This window comes from Bradyrhizobium sp. UFLA05-153 (assembly GCF_054185185.1).
The window spans coordinates 1-14,151 of record NZ_JBBIAM010000179.1 but is presented as its reverse complement, the minus strand read 5'-3'; the positions used below and the strand labels follow the sequence as shown (position 1 = coordinate 14,151).

At 59.7% G+C, this 14,151-nt stretch carries 10 protein-coding genes and 6 pseudogenes; 4 read left to right on the top strand and 12 right to left on the bottom strand.

Features of this window, described 5'->3' with window-relative positions; translation table 11 throughout:
- Nucleotides 1–354 precede the first annotated feature (354 nt).
- The 5 genes and pseudogenes from Q2941_RS47550 to Q2941_RS47530 form a co-directional block, all read right to left on the bottom strand.
- Nucleotides 355–2,043: pseudogene (locus Q2941_RS47550) on the bottom strand (thiamine pyrophosphate-requiring protein); the annotation flags it as partial.
- Between the two features lie 332 nt (nucleotides 2,044–2,375).
- Entirely contained in the window at nucleotides 2,376–3,200 is an 825-nt protein-coding gene (locus Q2941_RS47545) for a transporter substrate-binding domain-containing protein (protein WP_458196938.1), read from the bottom strand.
- 44 nt (nucleotides 3,201–3,244) lie between these two features.
- The gene (locus tag Q2941_RS47540; protein ID WP_458196937.1) at nucleotides 3,245–4,009 is read right to left on the bottom strand and encodes an amino acid ABC transporter ATP-binding protein; all 765 of its coding nucleotides are present in this window, start codon (nucleotides 4,007–4,009) and stop codon (nucleotides 3,245–3,247) included.
- Nucleotides 4,010–4,024: 15 nt separating this feature from the next.
- Entirely contained in the window at nucleotides 4,025–4,903 is an 879-nt protein-coding gene (locus Q2941_RS47535) for an amino acid ABC transporter permease (RefSeq protein ID WP_458196936.1), read from the bottom strand.
- Between the two features lie 358 nt (nucleotides 4,904–5,261).
- A pseudogene (locus tag Q2941_RS47530) lies at nucleotides 5,262–5,489 on the bottom strand (IS256 family transposase); the annotation flags it as partial.
- A gap of 358 nt (nucleotides 5,490–5,847) precedes the next feature.
- Between Q2941_RS47530 and Q2941_RS47525 the strand changes: the two are divergent.
- Both Q2941_RS47525 and Q2941_RS47520 read left to right on the top strand, forming a co-directional pair.
- A complete protein-coding gene (locus Q2941_RS47525; RefSeq protein WP_458196935.1) occupies nucleotides 5,848–6,003 on the top strand; it encodes a hypothetical protein in 156 nt (51 codons plus the stop codon).
- A gap of 99 nt (nucleotides 6,004–6,102) precedes the next feature.
- Nucleotides 6,103–6,681, top strand: coding sequence for a transposase (locus Q2941_RS47520; RefSeq protein WP_458196934.1), 579 nt, complete (start codon nucleotides 6,103–6,105; stop codon nucleotides 6,679–6,681).
- Nucleotides 6,682–6,799: 118 nt separating this feature from the next.
- On the opposite strand, the gene Q2941_RS47515 is transcribed toward Q2941_RS47520, so the two are convergent.
- Both Q2941_RS47515 and Q2941_RS47510 read right to left on the bottom strand, forming a co-directional pair.
- Nucleotides 6,800–7,093: a hypothetical protein gene (locus Q2941_RS47515; RefSeq protein ID WP_458196939.1), complete on the bottom strand. Its 294-nt coding sequence runs from the start codon at nucleotides 7,091–7,093 to the stop codon at nucleotides 6,800–6,802.
- A pseudogene (locus Q2941_RS47510) lies at nucleotides 7,067–7,516 on the bottom strand (transposase); the annotation flags it as partial. The gene Q2941_RS47515 and the pseudogene Q2941_RS47510, both read right to left, overlap by 27 nt.
- Before the next feature lie 377 nt (nucleotides 7,517–7,893).
- On the opposite strand from Q2941_RS47510, the pseudogene Q2941_RS47505 reads away from it, so the two are divergent.
- A pseudogene (locus Q2941_RS47505) lies at nucleotides 7,894–7,968 on the top strand (IS21-like element helper ATPase IstB); the annotation flags it as partial.
- A 406-nt stretch (nucleotides 7,969–8,374) separates the two neighbouring features.
- Here the strand turns inward: Q2941_RS47505 and Q2941_RS47500 are convergent.
- The 3 genes and pseudogenes from Q2941_RS47500 to Q2941_RS47490 form a co-directional block, all read right to left on the bottom strand.
- On the bottom strand, nucleotides 8,375–9,553 hold the full coding sequence (locus tag Q2941_RS47500) for a CaiB/BaiF CoA transferase family protein (RefSeq protein WP_458196933.1): 1,179 nt from the start codon (nucleotides 9,551–9,553) through the stop codon (nucleotides 8,375–8,377).
- Between the two features lie 81 nt (nucleotides 9,554–9,634).
- A complete protein-coding gene (locus Q2941_RS47495) occupies nucleotides 9,635–10,585 on the bottom strand; it encodes an HpcH/HpaI aldolase/citrate lyase family protein (protein WP_458196932.1) in 951 nt (316 codons plus the stop codon).
- A 291-nt stretch (nucleotides 10,586–10,876) separates the two neighbouring features.
- A pseudogene (locus Q2941_RS47490) lies at nucleotides 10,877–12,143 on the bottom strand (IS256 family transposase).
- 498 nt (nucleotides 12,144–12,641) lie between these two features.
- Here Q2941_RS47490 and Q2941_RS47485 point away from each other — a divergent pair.
- Entirely contained in the window at nucleotides 12,642–12,980 is a 339-nt protein-coding gene (locus Q2941_RS47485; RefSeq protein WP_458196931.1) for a hypothetical protein, read from the top strand.
- 257 nt (nucleotides 12,981–13,237) lie between these two features.
- Here the strand turns inward: Q2941_RS47485 and Q2941_RS47480 are convergent.
- Nucleotides 13,238–13,420: pseudogene (locus tag Q2941_RS47480) on the bottom strand (transposase); the annotation flags it as partial.
- Nucleotides 13,421–13,721: 301 nt separating this feature from the next.
- Complete coding sequence (locus Q2941_RS47475) at nucleotides 13,722–13,943, bottom strand: class II aldolase/adducin family protein (protein WP_458196930.1); 222 nt, start codon at nucleotides 13,941–13,943, stop codon at nucleotides 13,722–13,724.
- Nucleotides 13,944–14,151: the final 208 nt, after the last annotated feature.

The following is a 14,151-nucleotide window of genomic DNA, read 5'->3' as shown; positions in this document are numbered from 1 at the left end:
TCGCCGGTACGAATCCTATTCGGTCCAAGAATTGCCGTCAGATCAGCCACAAGATTGGTCATGTCGAGCATCCATCTGGTCTAGTGGTTGAAGATCATCAAAATAGAGACGGCCTTGGTCGCCACCGCCAAAGCTCAGGGTCTCGCTGCCGCACCCCACCGTCGACAGTCACGTGAATCACCGTGATCTGTTCGCCGACCGCATCAACAATCTCTAGGGCCTCGACTGGCGCCGCGCGCGCTATCCAGGTTGTGGGCGGCCGGATAGCTTGCGAACACGGGGCCGTGGCCTGTTGCCAGATAGCGCCTAGCCGCCGTGCTCAGCTTCACTTTGAACCGTCCCAAGCTGCGTCGCTTATCGTTTTTCCGACGCAGAAACGGGCGGAGCGTATGACGTACCGAACCGCGAAATCGCCGTCTCTTTGCAGGTTATAAACTCAAGCAATGCTGGCACGCCTCGCTGCGTCTGCTCGATACCTCGCTTGATGGCTGGAACAATCTGTTCGGGTTCGGTCACGCGTTCGCCATAACCGCCGAAAGCATTCGCCATTGCCGCATAGTTGCCAGAGATATCGGTCGAGCGGAACTTGCGCGTGGAGATATCCATTACATCGATCTCCATCGCCATCGAGAAGTTGTTAAAGAGGATAGAAAGAATTGGAATTTTCTCGCGCACCGCAGTCTCGAAATCCATGCCGGTAAATCCGATAGCGGCATCGCCCCATACATTGATACATAGCTTGTCCGGATGGGCAAATTTCGCTCCCATCGCTAGACCCAGACCATAACCAAGCTGAGTGGTTTTGCCCCAGCCGATGTAACTTAGCGGGCTGGTCGATACCCAAAATGGGGAGAGAACATCTCGCGGCGTGCCCGCGTCGTGTGTAATGATGGTGTTGTCAATATCAACCGTGTGCATGAGGTCCCAGATAACGCGGTAGGGAGTCAGGGGCACTTCAGCAGATGTCAGCTTAGGCATCCACTCGCTGATCCACTCTTGACGCACCGCAGCGATCTCCTGCTGCACTGACCGCCAGGAGCGGCGGTGGGGGACAAGCTGTTCGACTTGATCACAGAGCGCCTTTAGCGTCAGTTCGGCGTCGCCGAGCAGTCCCAGCTGCACCCGCACATCCTTGTTTAAGTGCTTTGGATCCAAGGTCGCATGGATGATTGGCGTGCCCTTGGGCATTGCGGTGGCGAACCCGCTTTCGGTAAAGCTGCATCCGATGCCGAAAATGAGATCGGCCTTCTGCAGAAAGTGATAGACCGTCTTGGAGATTGCGGCGCCTCCGGATCCCAACGCGAGCGGATGGTTTTCCGGAAAGGCGCTCTTCCCTTGAAGGCTGGTCATCACTGGCGCGCCAAGATGCTCTGAGAGGCGCTGCAGTTGCGGCCACGCGCGAGCATAGTGAACCCCTTGACCTGCGTAGATCACAAGCCGCTTTGCTGCAACGAGCATTTCTGCCGCTTTAATTACCTCGCCCTGGTCTGGCGCGCAGCGCGCGATGACGACCGGCTCATAATCGAGCGGTTCCGGTACTTCTTCGTTCCAAACATCAATTGGAATTTCAACTACGACCGGCCCACCCCGACCGTTTCGAAGTTGTGAGAATGCACGGCGCATAATGTTTGGGACTTCAGTGCCGAACATTATCGATTCCACTGATTTCGTGAAGGTCCTCAGGCTAGCCACAGCGCTGAAGTTTGGTTCGACGTTTGTGTTCTTGCGCGCGTAGCCCATGGGCAATACGAGCAGAGGTACGGATTCACCATACGCCTGAGCTACAGCGCCCATGCCGTTCTCGATGCCGGGCCCGTGTTGTGTGAGGTAGACACCGATGCGACGCCCGCTTGTGACTCGCGATACAGCGTCAGCCATGTGGCCGGCAATGCGCTCGGCGCGACAAATCACAGGCCGGACATCTGCGTTCGCTGCGTACTCGGTGATGTAATTCAAAGGGTAAGCGAAAACTGCATCAACGCCCTCACGTTTGAGTATTTCTACGATTGCTTCACCCACCTTCATGGCGTTTTGCTCCTCATTGCTAGTTTCCTTCGCTAGGTAAGAGTCAGTCTTGAACTAACTCGATGATCTGCTGTCCGACTGCCGCCGCGTACGGCGACTTGGATGGGCAAGTCGGAGTCCTCCGTCCAGACGGTACGACATCCGCGAATGAGCGAACGACTTCGAGCCTTGTCTGATAGGCCTGCCTCCGCTCGACGGCGCAACTCACTCTGCACAATGTCTATTCTTCGACCGTTGCGATCGCGCGTCGTCACGTCGACAAATTGGCGGTAAACTAACTCGGCGCATCTCTGGAATGCGCAGCCGGCACGCCCTGCTGAAAAGATCAATCTACGACCGCTGCTCAGACTTCAGGGCTGACCATTTATCAGGGCACGTTCGGGAACATCATCGTCCGGGAGGTTCCATTTGCGCAAAACATTCTTATAAGTTCCGTCGGCGATGACGGCCGTCAGCGCCTTCTTAAGCACCTGTCCAAGTTCCGGGTCATCCTTTGAGAACCCAATTCCCTGCCAGTCGCCTCGGTTAACCCTTGCGACACTCAAGTAGCGATTAGCCTCGAGCGTGTTCTGGTAGGCCATGCTACCGGCTCCTGCTACAACCGCGTCTACGCGACCCTGGTTGACCTGCATCCGGCCATCTGCCACAGTGCTGCTCTCGACTAGGATGACAGAAGGCTTGCCGGCGTTGGTGCAATGCTCATCGCTCCATCTCGCTACTTGGGCAGGCCAAGAAGTCCCGCGTGCTACTGAGACACGTTTGCCACATAGCGCTTCCTGGTTCGTGAACCTGCCGGCGATCTCGCGTAGCGCAAAGAATACCGAGTATTCATTGTAGTAATCTAGGAAGCTAACGCTTTCTCGGCGCGCAGGCGTATCTGCGATATCGACTATAACGTCAGCACGCTTCGTTAGAATCGTACTGAGGTGCTGGTGAAAGCTGTCTTCGATCCAGTTAACTTTCAAGCCAAGTTTCGCCGCCATGGCATCCAAAAGATCGATATCAAATCCAATGATCTTGTTGGTCGCCGGGTCCTTAAATTTGAAGGGCGGATATTTCGGGTCCACGGCCGCATTGATAACGGTCTTTCCGGATTGCGCGTAGGCATTTCCTGCCGCAAGTCCGAGCGCGATGGTGAACGCGCCGATTGCAATGCGCACTGCTCTCGAGAGCATAGTCAATGTCTCCTTTCGTATTTTCCATACAGTAGATTGCGACGTCACCGGAGCACGGCCGAGATGAAGTCGCGCGTGCGCGCGTGGGCTGGGCTGCCAAGAACCTGGGCGGGCGCCCCGCTTTCGATCACCTGCCCCTGGTCCATGAACAGCACCCGGCTTGCTACTTCACGGGCGAAGCCCAGTTCGTGCGTCACGACGATCATCGTCATTCCAGTTCGCGCGAGATCGCGCATGACGGCTAGCACCTCGCCGACCAGCTCTGGGTCCAGCGCAGAGGTGGGCTCGTCGAACAACATGAGCGACGGCTTCATCGCCAGCGCGCGCGCAATCGCCACACGTTGCTGCTGGCCACCCGACAGCTCGACCGGGTAGGCGTCGCACTTGTCCTTCAGACCGACGCGCGCGAGCAAAACACGGGCTTCGGCCTCGGCTTGCTTGCGGTCGCGCCTGAGTACTTGAACCGGCCCCTCAATGACGTTTTCCAGTGCCGTCTTGTGCGGAAACAAGTTGAAGCGCTGGAAAACCATGCCCGTGACCTGCCGCTGTCGCGCGATTTGCCGCTCGGAAAGTTCGTAGATCTTGTGGCCAACACGGCGGTAGCCGACCAGTTCGCCATCTACCCACAAGGCACCGCTACATGGAACTTCCAACTGGTTGATGCAGCGCAGAAACGTGCTCTTTCCCGAGCCCGAAGGGCCAATGACGCAGAGCACTTCGCCGCGATTGATCTCCAGATCAATGCCCTTGAGTGCCTCGAACGTGCCGTATGCCTTGCGCAGGCCAACGGCCTTGACAATCGGATTCATGACTTTTCTCGTCGATCAGCGTGACTTCAGTGAACGCCCCGCGCCGCGTGCGAAGTGCCGCTCGATTCGAGTTTGCAGTGAAGACAGCACCGTGACCACGACCAAGTACCAGAACCCGGCGACGATCAGGAGTTCAATGACGCGGTTGTTCGCAAAGTAGATGTTTTCAGCGCTGTGCAGGATTTCAGAGTACTGGATCACGCTCGCGAGGGACGTGCCCTTCACCATGCCGATGGTCTCGTTGCCAACCGGCGGGAGAATCACGCGCATCGCCTGGGGCAAGATGATTCGACGCAGCGCCTGCAGCCGGGGCATGCCGATCGCCTTTGCCGCTTCGTATTGCCCCTGATCGACCGACAGCAAGCCGGCCCGCACCACCTCTGACGTATAGGCACCTTGATTGATGCCCAGGCCGAGCAGTGCTGCGACAAACGGCGTGATCACCTCGACGGTGCGCACTTCGAAGAGATCCGGAAAACCGAGCCTTGGAAAGACCAGCGCAAGGTTGAACCACAGCAACAGTTGCAGCAGAAGTGGCGTTCCGCGGAAGAACCACACGTAGCCGCTCGCCGCCCAATTGACGACCGGATTGGTCGACAGCCGCATGACCGCAACCGTCACCCCAATTGCTATGCCCAGCAGCATGGCCAACACCGTCATCACCACCGTGTTGACAAGGCCGCGAAGGATTACATCAGCGGTGACGTAGCGACCAACTATCGGCCATTCAATCTGACCGCCAGCAAACGCCAGGGCAATCCAGACGCCGATCGCAATGACAATCGCCCCACTGACATAGCGTCCCAAATGCGTCCGCGACACGTGCTCAAAACGGGAGATATCGTCCGCGACGCGCTCTCGCCCGCTTCTCGCTGATGTTTCGCTCAGCAACATTGGTAGACCCGTCTCCTGCTGATGCCACCGGGTGGACGCCGTTGGCTTAGCGCCGCTGAATGGACCACTGTAGTGTCGCGGCTGCTTATTAAGCCCTTGGGTCGGAAGCATAAAGCACTGACCTAATTAAAAGCTGCGGAAAGGAGCCAAAAACGTCGAATTTCTGCGGGCGCAGGCAGGTTTTCTGCGGTATGCGGCACTGACCACCGACCGAGCACGAGAAATGATGGATCTAATGGGCTTCCGGGTCGCGGTCGCGGCGGGTCACGAAGACTCAGCGCACGGACCGCAGGCTGATTGCCGTATCCCCTACGTGACGCGAATCGTGAGCTATGCGGGATTTTGGGTGATGAGGTGATCAGGCGGCGTAGTTTGCCAGCAATTGGATGACCTCGATGCCGTTGTTGAATCTGACAACTGCAATCAGCTTCGGCAACCGATTTGTGCCTTTGAGCCGCTGCCAAGTTTTGGATGCGGTGATAACCAGCTTGAACACCATCAGCCTGGCGGTCGTTGACGACGGTGATCCTTTCGTCCGCACGGTTCTGTTCCGCACGGTCGCGAACACGCTTTCGATGGGGTTGGTAACCGGTATGAGATTTCTCGGTCCCAACGTTCCGCTGCGGTGTTCTACATCGTGGCGTATGGTGCGACCATCGGGACAGAGGCACCGGGAGCACGAAGTGCGGGCAGGCCGATGCACGCGATGAGCCCAGAGCTCGTGTCAGTAGCTGGCCGCCACTCGCCCGGTCGCGCTGAGAGCGCGAATCCGTAGCTGTCGTGTCGCCCGCCGCTCCCGCTATAATCAACGAAAGGGAGGACGCGCAGATGCCACGCGTGATTGGTATTGATGTTCACCGAACCTTCGGCGAGGTGGTAATCTGGGAAGACGGCATCCTTCGACATGCCGGCCGGGTCGACATGACCCGGACCGCCCTTAAGGAATGGGCAAGAGTCTGCGGTCGACCGATGAAGTGGTGATGGTGATCGAGACGACCGGGAATAGCATGGCGGTGTCGCGGGTGCTGGCGCCATTCGTGGCGCTTGTGATTATCGCCAATCCTTTGCAGGTGAAGGCGATCGCTCAGGCGCACGTCTAGATTGACAGGATCGACGCGGGTACACCCGCCAGCCTGCAAGCGGCAGGCTACCTGCAGCAGATCTGGACGCCTGATGCGGAGACGGAACGTAAACGTAGAGTGGTGGCGCGGCGCTACCAAGTCGTGCGGCGTCGCACGCGGCTCAAGAGCGAAGTGCATTCGATCCTGCATGCGCAGCTTCTCCCAAAATGTTCGCATGCCGATCTTTTCAACGCCTGCGGTCGGGCGTGGCTGGCCGCTCAACAGTTGCCGGACGATGAGCGCGCGGCGATCTGCACGTTCGTGAGCTCGACCGGCTCGCGGGAAGACTTGGCCCTGCTGGACCGCGAGATCGCGCAGGACGTAATCGACGATTCCGCGGTCAACAGATTGATGACGACCACCGGGCTGAACCTAGCGGTCGCCGCCGGGATCGTGGCGGCGATCGGCGACATCAGCCAGTTCAGCAGGCCGCAGAAGCTGGTGAGCTATTTCGGTCTGAACCCGCGGGTGCGGCAGTCGGGACTGGGAGTTGCCCATCACGGCAGCATCAGCCGCCCAGCGCTGGTCGCCAACAAGACCGCGCGACGCAACTTCAAACCGGACATCCGAACAGAAGGCAACCGGCGTGGACCCGCCTATGCCTACAACATCAAGGCGCTGCGCGACCGCGAGATGTCGATTGCCGCCCAGGCGTAGCGAAGCTACGAACGGTTCATGTCGCAATGGAAAGCGCGGTGGCCAAAAACCGGCCCGCGGGCGCCTCAGTTTGGAAAGACAAGATAGGCAGTCCGGTGATGCTTGCAGCCAATGCGCGTCACGCTTCGCCACCAGGTCGCCCGCGCCCAACAAACATAATCGCAGCTGACGGCAGCTTCCAGCCAGGCCAGTCCCGTTCCGTGCTCGGATCGGTCAAGGCCAAGCCTTTGCGGCGGCCGCAAATGCGGCCAGCCTTGACTGCCCTGCCCGCGGCGGCTGAGTGATCGGTGGCCGGGACGGAAGAATAACGGCCTGCGCGACCGAACAAAAGAATGGACTTACAGCGATTTTCGTCGTCGTCGTCTCGGTCATGAAGAAATCGCTTGTCCATCTCATCCGTCTTGTAGATCATCTTGCGGATGCCCGGCGCGAAGGCGAAGTACGGGCCACGTGCTCCCATGCATTGCGCCAGATCTCGCCGATGGCGGGATAGCGCTCGCCCCATTCGGCCTCGAACTCCGCAAGCCTGAGTGCCGCCGCGTCGGCGCTCTCCGCCCGATAGATCGCCTTGATCGAGGGCAGGATCGCCTTGCGGTGGAAGGCAAGGCTGTCGCGGATCAGGTGCACGATGCAGGTCTGCACCAATGTCTGCGGGGTAGACCGATGTGATCGCCTCGGGGAAGCCCTTCAGTCCATCGACGACGGCAATCAGGATGTCGTTGACACCGCGCACCTTCAGCTAGTTGACGACCCGCAACCAGAACGTGGCGCCTTCGGTCTGCTCGATCCAGAGCCCGAGCCCATCCTTCTCGCCGTCGCCGTTGTAGGCGAGCGCACGCGGAATGCCAGCCGTCGGATGGGCCGGGTGGATTTGCTAACGTCGGCAGGGGTCGATACGCAACGCGACCTGGAACCGGTCGGTGGGTCATCGGGAATTACCTTCTCGTCGAGAAGGCTCAGATTCGCGCTTAAACGTCGGATCAATGGGATCAGCTTACGTGCACTGATGCGCGGCAGATCGTCCGCGTTCAGGCGAGACGCGATCGGCGTCTCGGCAAGATCGTCGACGCGATCCGAAGCGCCCGCCACCGTCCATCAGCAGCGCGACAACGACGTAGGCGGGACCGATCCCGGACCCAAGCCGGTGCCCGAACAGAAAATGATTCGGGTCGGTGATCGTGAAGTGAGACACGACCCGTTCCGAAATAGGGGTACTCTGTCGTGTTCGGCGAAGCGAAGATGACCACGGCGCGGCTGCACCCTCTCACGCACCACTGTCACATCGTCTAGACTGGCAACGACAGCTACCGCGTCACGCAGGCCCCGACGAGTACGAAAAAGCGCTTCCGTGCGCGCGAGAGTGAATGCAAGGCGGGCAGGCCGCCGTCCACCAGCAGCAAGCCCGAGTGACACAGCGCCGCGCCCGGGGGCAAACTGCTACGGCTACGCCCTCGCGTTCTCCCCCGCGCGACGAACGACCGCCAACTCAGCCTAGGAAAGAACAGGAAGCTACAGTTGTCCACAGCCGGCGGACGCAACGTCGTCATCCGGCCCGAGTCAAAGTTCGCTCGGCAGGGGCAACATTGGATCGGCGCCGACACCAGAGACAGTTGTCGTCGATCCGATTTTCGCATTTGGCTGGCCAATCGCCTGCACGACGGCGGAATGCAGCGCACCTTGCCACGTTCCTCGATCAAGCTGCAGTTCCACTAGCTCGCAGCGCAGTTATTTCGTCGCCGCGGAAGCCAAACCGCGCCAGCACTTCGTCAGTATGTTCGCCTAGCATTGGAGCGCGTGTAGTTGAGTTATCCCCGATCCCCATCTGCACCGCCTTATCCATGCTGCGGTATTTGCCGATGCGAGGGTGCTCGTGATCGACGATAAGCTCCTGCGCCAAGATCTGTGGATCGTCGAACATATCGTCGATGGTGCGAACGGCGATGCAAGGCACCTCGCCAAGCATCAACTGCTCCCATTCGAGGGCAGTGCGCCGCATCAGCGCTTCTTTGAGGCGAGGGAGGATCTCGTCCGAATGGTCATACCGTTTCTGGACCGTGTCGTACCGGGAGTCCTGCGCGAGCTCCGGAAATCCCATGAAGCCACAGAGCGCCTTCCAAAACGCGGGGGTGCTCGACTGCAGATAGAGATAGCCGTCTTTGGTCGGAAATGCTCCTGAGACCCTACCTGGCTCCGATTCTTTGGGCACGTAGCGCGATTCGCTCGCCGCCCATATGAAGCGGCCAGCCTGTAACGCGATCGCCGAGCGCATCAGGGAGAGTTTCACGTGCTGTCCTTCGCCTGTCCGCGTCCGATGGACGAGCGCAGACGAAACAGCGAAAGCGATAAGAGAGGACGCGTAATAGTCCACGATCGAGCCGCGCAATATCTGCGGCTGTTCTGTGCTGCCCCCTTGGATATGGGCCAGGCCGGTGAAGCACTGCAGCATCTGGTCATAACCAGGATGATCCTGCAGAGGGCCGTTGTCTCCGTAGCCCGTCAGCGAGCAGTAGATCAGATCGGGCCGTCGAGCTCTTAACGTTTCGTAGTCGATGCCGAGCGACCGAGGAACCGCCGTGCGGAAGTTGTGCACGACGACATGAGCCTGCTCAACCAGCCGATAGAACGCGGCTCGCCCCTCAGCATGCTTCAAATTGAGAACAATCGAGCGCTTGTTCCTGTTCACTCCCAAGAAGGCTCTGTACTCTCCATCCAAATTTGACGGATAGTATCGATGCATATCTCCACCTGGAGGCTCGATTTTAATGACTTCGGCTCCGACATCACCAAGCAACGCGCAGCCATACGGCCCCGCGACGTAGCTCGAAAGATCGAGGACAACTATATCTTGAAGAGCGCTAGCGATTTTTCGCATCTGGTTTTCCGATTAGAGAAGTAACAGCGACCCCGGCAGGACACAGCTTGATCCGCGAGTTCACCGCGATTCCGATCGCGTTTAATACGCGGGGACCTCAAGCTTCGGGACGTTACCCACGTCAATCCCGGCTACCTCTGCCCTTCTAAGAAGGGTCATGGCGCACCGAACATGCGCATAGTCAACCATCGTCGATCCGTGCCGGACCGCGGCCTGCCCCTGGGCGACGGCTGCGGCCATGGCGGACACAATCGCGCGCGCCTCAACAATCTCAGCCTGAGACGGCGAGTAGACCTCGTTGATGATCGGAATGTGGCTAGGGTGAATCGCCGACGCCCACGACGCCCCCAGGCGCTTGGACCTTTCGCCGATCCGCCGTACCAAGTCGAGATCATCCAACCTCGTTGTCATGGCGCCTTCGACGTGCACGATTCCGGCGGCCCGGGCCTGCAGTACGGAATTCACCCCAAAGCAAGTCCCCTCAGCCGAAGGCTCATCAACGTACTGCAGGCCAAGCGACCGGTAGGAGTCGCCACCTGTCAGCGGCCCGCTAGCCGAGCCAGCGCGCTTCACCCGTGGAGACGCCATGCATAGATCATAGAGCCTGTACATCGCCACAGCGGTTTCCGCGTACGGACAGATCTCGATCCGGCCGACCGGCAGGCCACGAGACCTCTCGAATTCGCCAAGAACCAAGTCCAGAGCGGCAACATCCTCCGGGTCTTCAATCTTGGAGAGCATCACGCCGTCGAGGCCATCGACGACAACTGCGTCGAGATCTCCTACCAGCCAGCCCGTTCGCCATCCATTGAGCCTCACGAAGCGACCGATAGACTTGGTGGAAAGCTGCCCAATCGCTTGCCTGACGGCCTCCCGAGCAGCGGGTTTTTCAGCGATCGGGACCGAGTCCTCAAGGTCGAGGATCAGCGCATCCGGACCATATTTCGGAGCCTTTAGCATCCAATCGAGCTTTTGGCCAGGAACGAAAAGCATCGAGCGATACGCCTTCGCGTCTCGAAAGGTTTGAGGCATTGGCGGCTCCTTAAAAGTTAGATGTCCTGCCAAAATCCGGCTCAGACGCCGAATCTCGACCGTCAGCTAGGTTATCTCGCTCGTCCGAGCGGCGCGCTGCGTTTGTCCGGGTTGAGACGCCGCAATCGTGTGCTCGATCTTGTTCGAGCGCGCAAATCCGGCGGCGCGGCCCCCTCGCGGGCGCCAGTTAATCGAAATTGTCGGCGACGGTCTGGTCGATGAGGCCGTTGTCGTATGGGCGATCGGCAGCAGGACTTCGCGAGCTATGCGGGATTTTGGGTGACGAGGTGATCAGGCGGCGTGGGTTGCCGGCATTTGGGTGACCTCGATGCCGTCGTTGAATCTGACACCGGCGATGAGCTTCGACAACTGATTTGTGCCTTTGAGCCGCCGCCAGGTCCTTGATGCCGCCGTGACCAGCTTGAACACCATCAGCCTGGCGGTGGTCGGCGACAACGAGCCCTTGGTTCGCACCGTTCTGTGCCGCACGGTTGCGAACACGCTCTCGATGGGGTTGGTCGTGCGCAGATGATCCCAATGCTCGGCCGGGAAGTCGTAGAAGGCCAACAGTGCATCGCGATCCCTGATCAGGCATTCGACAGCCCGGCCGTATTTGGCGCGGTATTTCTCGGCGAAGATATCGATCGCTGCTTCAGCGGACGCCCGGTTCGGTGCCCAATAGACTTCGCGCAGATCCTTCTTCATGGTGGCCTGCACCGAGAGCGGGACCTTGTCCAGGACATTCACGGTCTTGTGCACCCAGCATCGTTGGTGCCGCGTCCCGGGAAAGACCTCGTCGAGCGCCTTCCAAAATCCGAGCGCGCCGTCGCCGACGGCGATTTCCGGGGCGATCTGCAACCCGCGCCGCTTGACGTCGATCAGGAGCTCGCGCCAGCTCTGCGCTCTCTCGCACGCCGACCTGAAAGCCGATCAGTTCCTTCTTGCCTTCCGGCGTCGCACCGATCAGCACCAGCATGCACTCGCCGTGGTCTTCCATGCGGGCCTGCAGGAAGACGCCATCGGCCCACACGTACACATAGCGCCTCGCCGACAGATCGCGCCTCTGCCAGCGCTCGTATTCGCTTTGCCACTCGGACGTCAGCCGGGAAATCACCGCGGGCGACAGGTTGGGCGCGTCCCTGCCCAGCAACGCCGTCAGCGCCTTCTGGAAATCGCCGGTCGAGATGCCCCGCAGGTAGAGCACCGGCAACAGCGCATCCAAGCTCCGGGTCCGCCGTGCCCACAGCGGAAGGATCGCCGAGCTGAACTGGATTCGCTCGCCATCGCTGGCCGCTCCACGGTCACGAATCTTCGCTCGCGCGACCTCGACCGGGCCGACCCCGGTTTGGATCGTTCGCGTCGGGCCGAAACCTTGCCGCACCACACGGGCGCGTCCGTCGGCAAGCTTCAAATCCTTCACGGTGGCAAGAAACGTCTCGACTTCGACCTCGACGGCCTGCGCCAGAAGCTGCCGCGCACCCGCGCGCAGGATATTGGTCAGTGGATCATCGATCTCTTCGGGCTGACGAAGTGGGACAATGTTGCTAGTCTCGTTCATGGCGTATCGCTCTCCTTGAGAGGTTCTGGCCGGCTCGACACCCGCCTCGATACGCCGCCTATCTCAGGCCGTCATCACCCACTTTCCAGCATAGCTCGGACTTCGCCCCCGGGGGGATCTGGCTGAGCAGGCGCGGCCGCGTTGCGGCAGTTTATGCGGTTAGCCTTCGCCCATTTCAATTAATTGAGAAGGGGCTCGGTGCTCACCCCTTTCGAGGAGGTTTGTGGCGGCGGGACCCGGCTTGCGGAAGGCCAAAGCTGGCTGGCGCGCGGCGCGATAACAGCTGGTCGACATCGCGAGCAAAGCGCCTCCTGCGAGCCGAGCGATATCTTCGCAGTCTTGCGTCACCTCTTCCTGGCCACCATACAGCCGTGAAGGTGGCGGAGTCGATTGCACTTTCAGCTTCGAGAGCATTTTCCGGTCTGATTGAATCGCGAGGGATTACCACGCCGATGCGGATCTGATTCAAGCTTCGTGCTGGATCGGAGGCCAGCACGGATGGCGCTTTCGATTGATCATCGTGACCGTTCGGAGCCGAGCGCGAGTAATCGCTCGCGATTCGCCTCCCTCAGAGTCGTCTCCGGCTTGGCTAAACGCACCGCGCTCATCCTCGAGCGCCCGGACAGCCAGCAGGCGTTCATTCCAACGTCGCTCCAACTTGCCGGCTACCAAGCGATGGTCGGGATCGACGGTCTCATAGTGCCGACGAGCACGAGTGGCCTCATAGCGCCCTTGCTCCAGAGCCAGTTAAAGTTGATGCAACTTCTCGGCGTGCTCACGCGCGCCTCCATGGCAGCCAGCGCAGCCTTGAACCGAGCGGCTGCAAACGTGCGATGACTGTGTACGACCCATACGCAGGGCGCCGAATGAGATGCATGGGTCTCCGCCATGGTTGATCTGGCTACCGCCGCAATGATAACGCCCAATAGTGTTGTGCGCGCCACCGTAGGCAACGTGAAGTTTGCCACCACACTGACCGGAACGGAGAAGCCTTGGAAGAAGGGCCTCGCCGCAGCGGACCGAGCCACGACTCATGAAGCTCTTCCCATTGGCATTACCGGTGATCAAGCGCTGATTCCTCTCGAACTCCGCCCCCGCGTCGGCAGCGGCGGCCGGCCCGACTTGTCCTCGTAGACCGTACCGAACCGCTCCTCGAGGAACGACCAGTCGATCGTCCGCGAAAGCTTCACCAGGGCATGGTCCATGTCGATGATCGCATCCAGCCGCGAGCGCAGAAGGTCGGCCTGTCCGCCGTCCCGTCGTTCCTTCGGTCGCATCGTCCCGTCCGATGCGACCACGGAATCACGACCAGCGATTCGAAGGTATCGCAAAAATGAAATTGCAAGCTTTTGGCCTTCGAACCCAAAAGCTTGCAATCTCAAACCTCGCTCCGCTCCAAAATCGACTCCCGCTCAACCGCTTGGGAGATTCTTCACGGCCGACTCACTAGGCGCTGCTGGCCGTCAGGTGGCGTAGTCCGGACTGATGCGGTCGAGGCGGCGCTTAAGCGCCGCCCACGGGCGCCGGTTAATCCAGCCGCGGTCCTGGCTGAACTGGGCCGCCGTCTGAGTAGCGACTTCATGGGACGGCAGAGTGATCATCTGACCGCCTTGGATGCGACAGAGTGATTTCGTCGAACATCATGCCGTACTGATTGAGGAGGAGACGATGCTCCTTGCCAGGCAGTCGTGCCGACAAATGCGTATAGATTAGGTCGTCCATGCCGAATTGGGCTACGAGGCGGTAGGCCGCCGTTAGATCGCAGGGGATCCGCCATTTCTCAGACTTGATGTTGTGCACGTGTTCGCGGGTTTCGTGATTGCATCAAGCTGTTGGGCGAGAGCACTGGATTGTCTCCGTCACAAATGCGAATGACATGATTTGCTGGATTTTTAAGGACCGCCCTTTTTCAGGTTTCCGGCGCTAGACTAGCTAGTACGAGGCAGTCCTCCGGTCGAATTTCCATCCGGACGCTTTCGCCGTCGCGTGCGAAGCACTGGCCGTTGTT

Bases quoted from the DNA above. Each gene is read 5' to 3' on its own strand.
- Q2941_RS47525 (WP_458196935.1), top strand. From the start codon at position 5,848: ATGGGCAAGAGTCTGCGGTCGACCGATGAAGTGGTGATGGTGATCGAG.
- Q2941_RS47535 (WP_458196936.1), bottom strand. From the start codon at position 4,903: ATGTTGCTGAGCGAAACATCAGCGAGAAGCGGGCGAGAGCGCGTCGCG.
- Q2941_RS47495 (WP_458196932.1), bottom strand. From the start codon at position 10,585: ATGCCTCAAACCTTTCGAGACGCGAAGGCGTATCGCTCGATGCTTTTC.
- Q2941_RS47515 (WP_458196939.1), bottom strand. From the start codon at position 7,093: ATGATCTACAAGACGGATGAGATGGACAAGCGATTTCTTCATGACCGA.
- Q2941_RS47540 (WP_458196937.1), bottom strand. From the start codon at position 4,009: ATGAATCCGATTGTCAAGGCCGTTGGCCTGCGCAAGGCATACGGCACG.
- Q2941_RS47500 (WP_458196933.1), bottom strand. From the start codon at position 9,553: ATGCGAAAAATCGCTAGCGCTCTTCAAGATATAGTTGTCCTCGATCTT.
- Q2941_RS47545 (WP_458196938.1), bottom strand. From the start codon at position 3,200: ATGCTCTCGAGAGCAGTGCGCATTGCAATCGGCGCGTTCACCATCGCG.
- Q2941_RS47485 (WP_458196931.1), top strand. From the start codon at position 12,642: ATGGCGCTTTCGATTGATCATCGTGACCGTTCGGAGCCGAGCGCGAGT.